The organism is Nocardioides lijunqiniae (assembly GCF_015024225.1).
Lineage (GTDB): Bacteria > Actinomycetota > Actinomycetes > Propionibacteriales > Nocardioidaceae > Nocardioides > Nocardioides lijunqiniae.
The window spans coordinates 1-8211 of sequence record NZ_JACJGM010000066.1; the positions used below are offsets into that span (position 1 = coordinate 1).

Genomic DNA, 8211 nt, shown 5'->3' on the forward strand with positions numbered 1-8211 from the left:
TCCCGCCCGCTCCGCGCGAGGAGCCGGTGGCCGTGGGTCGCGCGCCGGAGGTGCCGGTGGCCGCGCCACCGGGGCCCCGGGTGCGGCCGGCGCCGCCGCGGGCCGGGGAGGGCGTCGTACCTCCGAGGAGGAGCGCCGGCGCGAGCGCGAGTTCTACGCCGACGAGGACGGGTGGACCGACGACGACGGCGCCGCCCCCGGTGTGATCGACTGACGCCCGGTGGGGCACCCGCGGGCCGGTAGCATGCGGCTCGCTCGTGAACGACGGCTGCCGCCGTGCCCGCCTGCCGGCTCGCACCGCGACCGTGGCGAAGACCTGAGGGAGAGACGATGAGCCAGGCCCCCACCGCATCCTCGGGACTGGTGCGGGTGACGGTCACGTCGGGTACGCGCCGGGTCGACCTGGTGCTGCCGGGCGCGGTGCCGGTGGCCGAGCTCGTCCCGGAGCTGGCCCGCAGCGTCGGCCTCCTCGACTCCAGCACCGTCTACGGCGGCTACCGCCTGGTCACCTCGGAGGGCCGCCGCCTCGCCCCCGACTCCGGGCTGACCCTGCAGGGGGTCGAGGACGGCGGCACGCTCACGGTGACCGCCGGCATCGACGAGGACCCGCCGCGGGTCTACGACGACGTCGTCGAGGCGATGACCGACGTCGTCGAGCGCGACCTCAAGCCCTGGCAACCGGCGTCCGGACGGCGCGCGGCGCTGACCGCGGCGGCGCTGCTGATGGCGCTGGGCGCCGTGGCCCTGCTGATCCAGGACGGGCAGCAGCTCGCGGCCGTCGCCGCCGCCACGGTGGCCGTCGCGCTCGTGGCCGGGGCGATCGTCCTCTCGCGCGCGCAGCGTGAGGCCGAGGCCGCCGTCGCCGTGGCCTGGATGGGCGCCGGGTACGCCGCGGTCGCAGGGCTGATGCTCGCCCCGGACGGCCCGCTCTTCGACTACCCCGTCGCGTGCGCCGGCGCCGGAGCCCTGATCGCCGGGGTGGTGTGCCTGGTCGGCCTCGGCGAGGGCCGGACCCTGGTGCTGCCGCCCGTCGTGGTCGGTGCCGTCTTCGTGGCCGTCGGCCTGCTGCTGCACGCCACGGACCTCCGGGCCGCCGTCGTCCTGACCGTCGTGCTGACCGTCGTGGTGATGATCGGCAGCGTCTTCCCGTGGCTGGCGCTCGGCGTGACCGGCACGTCGGTCGACCAGCTCTACTCCGACGCCGACATCACCGCCGACCCCGCCGACGTGGACCCCGCGCAGGTCGGCGCCGACGCCCGGGTGGCCCACGAGATCCTCGTCGCCATCTCCGGGACGGTCGGGCTCCTCCTGCTCGCCATCGCGCCGCTGTCGGTGTCGCTCGGTCTCTTCGGGACGCTGCTCGCGGTCGACGCCAGCCTGATCGTCATGCTCCGCACGCGTCAGTACCGCACCGGCTCCGAGGTGCTGGTGGGGCTGGGCTCGGGGGTGGTCGGGCTGCTCTCGACCGCGGTGTCCCTGCTCGTCCTCTTCCCGGAGTGGCACCCGGTCATCGCGGTGGTACTCGCGGCGTCGGGCGGGGTGCTCCTCGCCTCCACCCTGCTGCCCGGCTCGCCGTCGGTGCGCCGGGGTCGGCTCGGCGACGTGCTCGAGAGCGTCGCGCTGCTCACCCTCCTGCCCCTGCTCGTCCTGGCCATCGGCGTCTTCGACGTGGCCCAGTCCGTCACCTCCCCGGGCTAGACGATGGCGACCAAGAAGGACCTCGTCGAGGCCTACTCGTTCAGCCGTCGACGGCTCGTCACCGCGTTCGTCTCCGGCGCCCCCGGTGGGCGCGAGGTCGAGCCCACCAAGCCCGGCCGCACCCTCGTCGGCGGGCTGGCGCTGGCGGTCCTGCTGATGGCGGGCGCCGCGATCGCGGGCGTGCTCAAGCCCAACACCGACGTCAAGTGGGACGAGCCGGGCCTGATCCTGTCGAAGGAGAAGGGCGCCGCCTACGTCATCCTCGAGCCGGACGCCGACGGCAACGACCAGGTGCGCCCGGTCATCAACGTCACCTCCGCGCAGCTGATCCTGGGCGCGGACGTGAAGCCGCAGGTCGTGCCGCAGTCGGAGATCGACACCAAGACGCCCGGCGCCGACATCGGCATCCTGGGCGCTCCCGCGACCGTGCCCGACCCCGACTTCCTGGTGGAGAGCGGCTGGACCGCCTGCACCGGCGACGGTCTGGGGATCAAGCTCGACGTGCGCGACGACCCCGACGCGCAGCCCGCGCAGGGCGGGGGCGTGGTGGTCGAGGCCAGCGACGGCGCGTTCTACGTCATCGGGCAGTCCGCCGTGCAGGGCGAGGAGACCGGTGCCTACCGCTACGCACTCCCGGACACGCCCGGCGTGGACAACCTGCTCGACGAGCTGGGCCTGCCGTTCGTGCGGGAGGCGCCGACGGTGCCCACCGACTGGCTCGACCTGTTCCCCGCCGGTGGGGACCTGGCGTTCGAGAGCTTCGGGCTCACCGGCTTCGGGACGCCCTCGAAGGTGGCCGGCAAGGGCGGTCTGCCCGACGGCGCGAAGGTCGGCGACTACTTCGAGATCGAGGGAGTCCTGACCGTCGTGACGGCGACCAGTCTCGCCGAGTTCAGCCCCTTCGCGCGGGCCGTCTACCTCAGCACCAAGACCCCCCGGCGGCCGACCAACCTCGGGCTCACGGAGCCGCCGGACGTCCAGCGCCAGCGGGCCCCCTACGGCGACGCTCGCTGGCCCGAGACGCTCGTCAGCGAGACCCCGGCCGAGCCCTGCGCGCAGCTGGTGCCGGAGCGCGGCGAGAAGCCCCGCGTGGTGCTGGCGGCCTCGCCCGGCGAGGACGCCAGTGCCGTCGAGGTCGACGCCCGGCAGCACGACGTGACGGTGCAGGAGGGTCGCGGCGCCTACGTCCTCTCGGGCGGCTGGGACTCCCCGGACGTCGGTGAGCCCTTCCTCGTCGACTCCAAGGGTGCGAGCTACGCCCTTCTCGGCACCGACGCGGTGGAGAACCTCGGCTTCGGCAGCTACGACGCGCCGGTCGTGCCCCGCAGCTGGATGCAGCTCTTCGACGCGGGCGCCGCGCTCTCGGTCAACGCCGCGCTGTGCCCGCCCACCCGGCCCGGCGACACCGACGCCGAGGCCCGGGCTGCGGAGGCCGAGTCGGCCGAGGAGGGCCGCTCGTGCGAGTGAGCGCCCCGCTGCGGGGAGCCCTCGTCGCCGGGCTCGCGCTCGGCTCGCTGGTGCTGGGGGCCGGCGCGCCGGCGTACGCCGCGGACACCAGCTGCGAGGACGTCACGCTCGAGCAGACGCCCGCCGTCACCACCACGACGCCCAGCGCGCCCGCCCGTCTGATGCAGGTCGCGGAGGCCCAGCGCCTCGCGGAGCAGGCGGGGTCGAAGCCCGGAGAGGGCGTCACCGTCGCCGTGCTCGACTCGGGCGTCGCGCAGTCCGACCGGCTCCAGCCGGTCCGACGCGGCCAGTCGTCGGGGAAGGCCACCGGCCTCCTCGACCCGCAGGGCACCGCGGTCGCGGGTCTGATCGCGGGTCGCGGCAAGCCCGACCAGCCGATCGGCATCGCCCCGGAGGCCACGATCCTGGACGTGCGCGTCTACGACCGCAACCAGGCCAACGACCCCGCCGCTGAGGCGGAGCCCAGCATGGACCGGCTCCTGGCCGGCCTGCGCCAGGTCGCGGCCCTGCCGAAGGGCGACGTCGACGTCGTCAACGTGTCGCTGGCCCTCGCCCTTCCCGAGCAGCTGCGCGACGACCTGCGCGAGGTGCTGGCCGACCTGGCCGCCAAGGACGTGGTGGTGGTGGCCGCCACGGGCGACCGGCCCGAGGAGGGGCAGCCGCTCTACGCCGACTTCGGCTACGCCGACCGTGAGGGCGAGGACGCCGGGACGCCGCCTCCCGGCGAGGACGCCCGCGGCGGGACGTGGCCGGCCTCCGCCCCCAACGTGGTGGCCGTCAACGCGACCGCCACCGCCCTGGTCGACGACGAGGTCGTGCCGGGCGACGCGGCCACCGACGTCCTGCGCAGCTCCGCGACCGACGTCGCCGCCCCGACGCGCGACGCGGTGTCGCTCGGCATGGACGGCGCCAGCACGTGCCTGATCAGCGACGTGTCGACGGTCTACGCCGCCGCCGAGGTGTCGGGCGTCGTGGCCCTGCTGCGCTCGACGTTCGACGAGACGGCGCCCCAGATCGTCGCGCGCCTGACGAACTCCGCCACCGGGTCGCCGACGTCCTCGAACGTCCTCACCGGGCACGGCGTGGTCCAGCCCGTGGAGGCGCTGACGCTGGCGATGACCCCGGGCAGGAAGGGCGACCTCTCCCGCACGACGATCCTCGACGAGGGCAACGAGCGGGCGCAGGCTCCGCGCGAGAAGGTCGACGTCCTCGCCAGCACCAAGCGCAACGCGGTGTGGTGGGGCCTGCTCGCCGGCGGCGGGCTCATCGTCGCGATGCTCCTGCGCCCGGTGCTCGCGCGCCGGCGCGACTGAGCGCTACGCGTCCGCCCGGTCGCGCAGCAGCGGCAGCAGCCGGTCGCCCTGGCGCCCGATCTCGCTGAGGTAGGGAGTGTCGGACAGGACGAAGTGCGTGATGCCGAGGTCCTGGTAGCGGCGCAGGGACTTCGCGACGTCCTCGGCCGAGCCGACCAGCCACGTGGTGCCGGCGCCGCCCCCGCCGTAGCGCCCGGGCGCGGTGTACAGCCGGTCGTCGATGACGTCGCCCCGCGCCGCGAGCTCCAGCAGGCGCTGCTGCCCCACCGCGCCCGCGCGGATCGGGTCGCGCTCGCCCTGCTCGGCCATCCGCGCGACCTTCGCCTCGGCGTCGGCCCACGCCTCCTCGGTGGTGTCGCGCATCAGCGTGGTGATGCGCAGCCCGAACTCCAGTGGCTCGTGCTCGCGGCCGAGCTCGGCCGAGAGTGCGCGCAGCCGCTCGATCCGCTCGCGCACGCCGTCGAGGGGCTCGCCCCAGAAGAGCTGGACGTCGGCCTCCGTCGCCGCCACCCGCTCGGCGGCCTCGGAGGCGCCGCCGAAGTAGAGCCGGGGGTGGCGGCGCTCTGCGTGGGGCCCGCCGTGGGGCTCGCTGCGGGGCTGGATGCGCGGGACCACGGTGGACCCGGTGACCTGGAAGTGCTCCCCGCGGTAGGTCACGGCCTCCTCGGTCCAGAGCCGGCGGACCAGCTGCATGAACTCCCGGGTCCGCGCGTAGCGGTGGGCCTGGTCGCCCTCGCTGTCGCCGTAGGCGCCCAGGTCGTCCTTGCCCGAGACGACGTTGACCCGGACCCGGCCACCGGAGAGGTGGTCCAGGGTCGCGGCGGCGGAGGCGAAGTTGGCGGGACGCCAGTAGCCCGGCCGGACGGCGATGAGCGGCTCGAACGTCGTCGTCCGCGCAGCCAGGGCCGTGGCGAGGGTGAAGGTGTCGGGCCGGCCCCAGCCGGTGCCGAGGAGCGCGCCGTCCCAGCCGTGGTCCTCCAGTGCCCGGGCGTGCCGGGTCAGCGTGTCCAGGGTGCCGTGGTCGGCCACCGCGTCGTCGCCGCGGTGGCCGGGCTGGACCTGGTTGGGGATGTACCAGAGGAAGTCGAGGGTCATCGGTGCTCCAGACGTCGCGGCGGTGGGGGAGTAAGTAGTTAATCTCAACGCACTTACTCTACTTTAGGAGCGCCCTCGTCGTGCGACACCGTCGGGGTGTGGTCGCGTCGCTAGGGTCGGGGCGTGAGCAGCTCCGACGACGACGGCCCCGGCTCCGAGGCCGCGAGGGACTTCCTGTCGGTCAGCGAAGAGCTCGAGGGCTTCCTGATGCTCTACCGCTTCGGGCTCGAGGAGATGATGACCAAGGTCAACATCCTGAAGCAGGAGCTCACCCACACCGCCAGCTACGACTGCCCGATCGAGCACGTGACGTTCCGGCTCAAGCGCACCACGGCGCTGGCCGAGAAGGCGCGGCGCCTGGGCTGCACCAGTCTCGAGGACGTGCGCGAGCTGGTCTCCGACATCGCCGGGATCCGGGTGGTCTGCAGCTTCGTCAGCGACGCCTACACCGTCCTGGAGATGCTCCAGCGCCAGCCGGACGTCCGGGTGGTGCAGATCAAGGACTACATCGCCGACCCCAAGCCCAGCGGCTACAAGAGCCTGCACCTGATCGTCGAGATCCCGGTGTTCCTGTCCGACCGGACCGAGCACGTGCGCGTGGAGATCCAGATCCGCACCGTCGCCATGGACTTCTGGGCCAGCCTGGAGCACAAGATCCACTACAAGTACCAGCGCGCGGTCCCCGAGCGGCTGCGCGACGAGCTGGCCGGCGTGGCCGCCGCCACCGACCGCCTCGACCAGCAGATGGAGCAGCTGCACCGCGACTCCCGCGGCACCCGTGACCCGGCCACGCGGTAGCGCCGGACCGACGTACGGACGACGAACGGCGCCGCACGAAGGTGCGGCGCCGTCCGGTGGCGGAGGATAGGGGATTCGAACCCCTGAGGGCTTTCACACCCAACCCGCTTTCCAAGCGAGCGCCATAGGCCACTAGGCGAATCCTCCGCCGGAGACCCTACCGGGGCCTCGTCGGCCGGTGAAATCCGCTCCCCCAGGGTCCCGGTTCGCGACCGTCGACGGATCGCCTAGACTCTGGGGCAACCCCCCGTGTGGCGGTATCTCGCTCAACTCCCCCAGGGCCGGAAGGCAGCAAGGGTCGGCGGGCTCTGCCGGGTGCACGGGGGGCCTTTTCACGTCACGCCCCCGCGCCTGAGCCTGCGAAGGCGCGGACGAGGGCGGGAGGTCGAGGAGGGCTCGGCGCGCGACCGAGCGCAGCGAGGTCGGGCGCGACCCGTCTCGAGACCCAGTGCCAGGCGCGGAGACATCGCCCCGCGGCCGGCCGCACGGATCGTGCGCAGACGGCCGCACCCGCCACGCGGACCCCCGCTCCCGCCCCGCTACCGACTGTCGGACCGGGTGGTTAGTGTTCTTGCGTGGAGTCACCCCTGGCGCTGTACCGCCGCTACCGCCCCGAGACCTTCCAGGAGGTCATCGGGCAGGAGCACGTGACCGAGCCGTTGCGGGCGGCGCTGGCCAACAACCGGGTCAACCACGCCTACCTCTTCTCCGGCCCGCGCGGGTGCGGCAAGACGACCTCGGCGCGCATCCTGGCCCGCGCGCTCAACTGCGAGCTGGCGCCGGTCGCCGACCCGTGCGGCGAGTGCGACAGCTGCCGCGACCTGGCGCGCGGCGGGCCGGGCTCCATCGACGTCATCGAGATCGACGCGGCCTCCCACGGCGGCGTCGACGACGCGCGCGACCTGCGGGAGAAGGCGTTCTTCGCGCCGGTGCGCAGCCGCTACAAGGTCTACATCATCGACGAGGCCCACATGGTGACGACGCAGGGCTTCAACGCCCTGCTCAAGCTGGTGGAGGAGCCGCCGCCGCACCTGCGGTTCATCTTCGCGACGACCGAGCCCGACAAGGTCATCCCGACCATCCGCTCGCGCACCCACCACTACCCGTTCCGGCTGATCCCGCCGCGACTGCTGTCCTCCTACCTCACCGAGCTCAGCGGCCAGGAAGGCGTGAGCATCGAGCCGGCCGCCCTGCCGCTGGTGGTGCGGGCCGGCGCCGGGTCGGCGCGCGACACGCTGTCGGTCCTCGACCAGCTGCTCGGCGGCGCCGGCGCCGAGGGCGTCACCTACGCCCTGGCGAGCGGACTGCTCGGCTACACCCCGGACACGCTGCTCGACGAGGTGGTCGACGCGTTCGCCGCCGGCGACGGGTCGGCGGTCTTCGGCGTCGTCGATAAGGTGATCGAGACCGGTCAGGACCCGCGCCGCTTCACCGAGGACCTGCTGCGCCGCCTGCGTGACCTCGTGATCGTCTCGGCAGTGCCCGACGCTCCCGCGAGCGGCCTGATCGACGTCTCCGAGGACCAGGGCGAGCGCCTGGTCTCCCAGGCGGCGCGCTTCGGCGCGGCCGAGCTGACCCGCGCGGCCGACCTCGTGGCGACCGGCCTCACCGAGATGCGGGGCGCCACCGCCCCGCGGCTGCTGCTCGAGCTGATCTGCGCGCGGGTGCTGTTGCCCGGCGCCGACCACTCCACCGACGGCGTCCTCGCCCGCCTCGACCGCCTCGAGCGGCGCGCGGCCATCAGCGGCACGCCCTCCGCCGAGCAGGCGGCGCCGCCCCTCCCGGCGCAGGACCGGCCCGCCCACGCGCGAACGGCGCCGCGCGAGCCCGAGTCGGCCCC

At 74.1% G+C, this 8211-nt stretch carries 7 protein-coding genes, 1 tRNA gene and 1 other RNA gene; 7 read left to right on the plus strand and 2 right to left on the minus strand.

What is annotated here, in order from left to right; translation table 11 throughout:
• The 4 genes from IRQ30_RS22865 to IRQ30_RS22880 form a co-directional block, all read left to right on the plus strand.
• Positions 1–214: hypothetical protein (locus tag IRQ30_RS22865; RefSeq protein WP_227468013.1), on the plus strand; the 214-nt coding region annotated here is incomplete at its 5' end.
• A gap of 116 nt (positions 215–330) precedes the next feature.
• Positions 331–1698 (plus strand): type VII secretion integral membrane protein EccD, encoded by a 1368-nt coding sequence (eccD, locus tag IRQ30_RS22870; RefSeq protein WP_193615126.1) that lies wholly within the window; start codon positions 331–333, stop codon positions 1696–1698.
• A gap of 3 nt (positions 1699–1701) precedes the next feature.
• Complete coding sequence (gene eccB, locus IRQ30_RS22875) at positions 1702–3165, plus strand: type VII secretion protein EccB (RefSeq protein WP_193615127.1); 1464 nt, start codon at positions 1702–1704, stop codon at positions 3163–3165.
• Positions 3156–4478, plus strand: a complete 1323-nt coding sequence (locus tag IRQ30_RS22880; RefSeq protein ID WP_193615128.1) for a S8 family serine peptidase — start codon at positions 3156–3158, stop codon at positions 4476–4478. The genes eccB and IRQ30_RS22880 overlap by 10 nt, the downstream gene beginning before the upstream one ends.
• Before the next feature lie 3 nt (positions 4479–4481).
• Here IRQ30_RS22880 and IRQ30_RS22885 read toward each other — a convergent pair whose 3' ends face one another.
• On the minus strand, positions 4482–5573 hold the full coding sequence (locus IRQ30_RS22885) for an LLM class flavin-dependent oxidoreductase (protein WP_193615129.1): 1092 nt from the start codon (positions 5571–5573) through the stop codon (positions 4482–4484).
• A gap of 123 nt (positions 5574–5696) precedes the next feature.
• Between IRQ30_RS22885 and IRQ30_RS22890 the strand changes: the two genes are divergently transcribed.
• Complete coding sequence (locus tag IRQ30_RS22890) at positions 5697–6371, plus strand: GTP pyrophosphokinase (protein WP_338089833.1); 675 nt, start codon at positions 5697–5699, stop codon at positions 6369–6371.
• 57 nt (positions 6372–6428) lie between these two features.
• Here IRQ30_RS22890 and IRQ30_RS22895 read toward each other — a convergent pair.
• A tRNA-Ser gene (locus IRQ30_RS22895) sits at positions 6429–6518 on the minus strand.
• A gap of 94 nt (positions 6519–6612) precedes the next feature.
• Here IRQ30_RS22895 and ffs point away from each other — a divergent pair.
• Positions 6613–6703, plus strand: an RNA gene (ffs, locus tag IRQ30_RS22900) — signal recognition particle sRNA small type.
• A gap of 243 nt (positions 6704–6946) precedes the next feature.
• A partial coding sequence (locus IRQ30_RS22905) for a DNA polymerase III subunit gamma and tau (RefSeq protein WP_193615130.1) occupies positions 6947–8211 on the plus strand: 1265 nt, incomplete at its 3' end.

Excerpts from the sequence above, each read along its gene's own strand:
- eccB (WP_193615127.1), top strand. The coding sequence starts at position 1,702 with ATGGCGACCAAGAAGGACCTCGTCGAGGCCTACTCGTTCAGCCGTCGA.
- IRQ30_RS22885 (WP_193615129.1), bottom strand. The coding sequence starts at position 5,573 with ATGACCCTCGACTTCCTCTGGTACATCCCCAACCAGGTCCAGCCCGGC.
- eccD (WP_193615126.1), top strand. The coding sequence starts at position 331 with ATGAGCCAGGCCCCCACCGCATCCTCGGGACTGGTGCGGGTGACGGTC.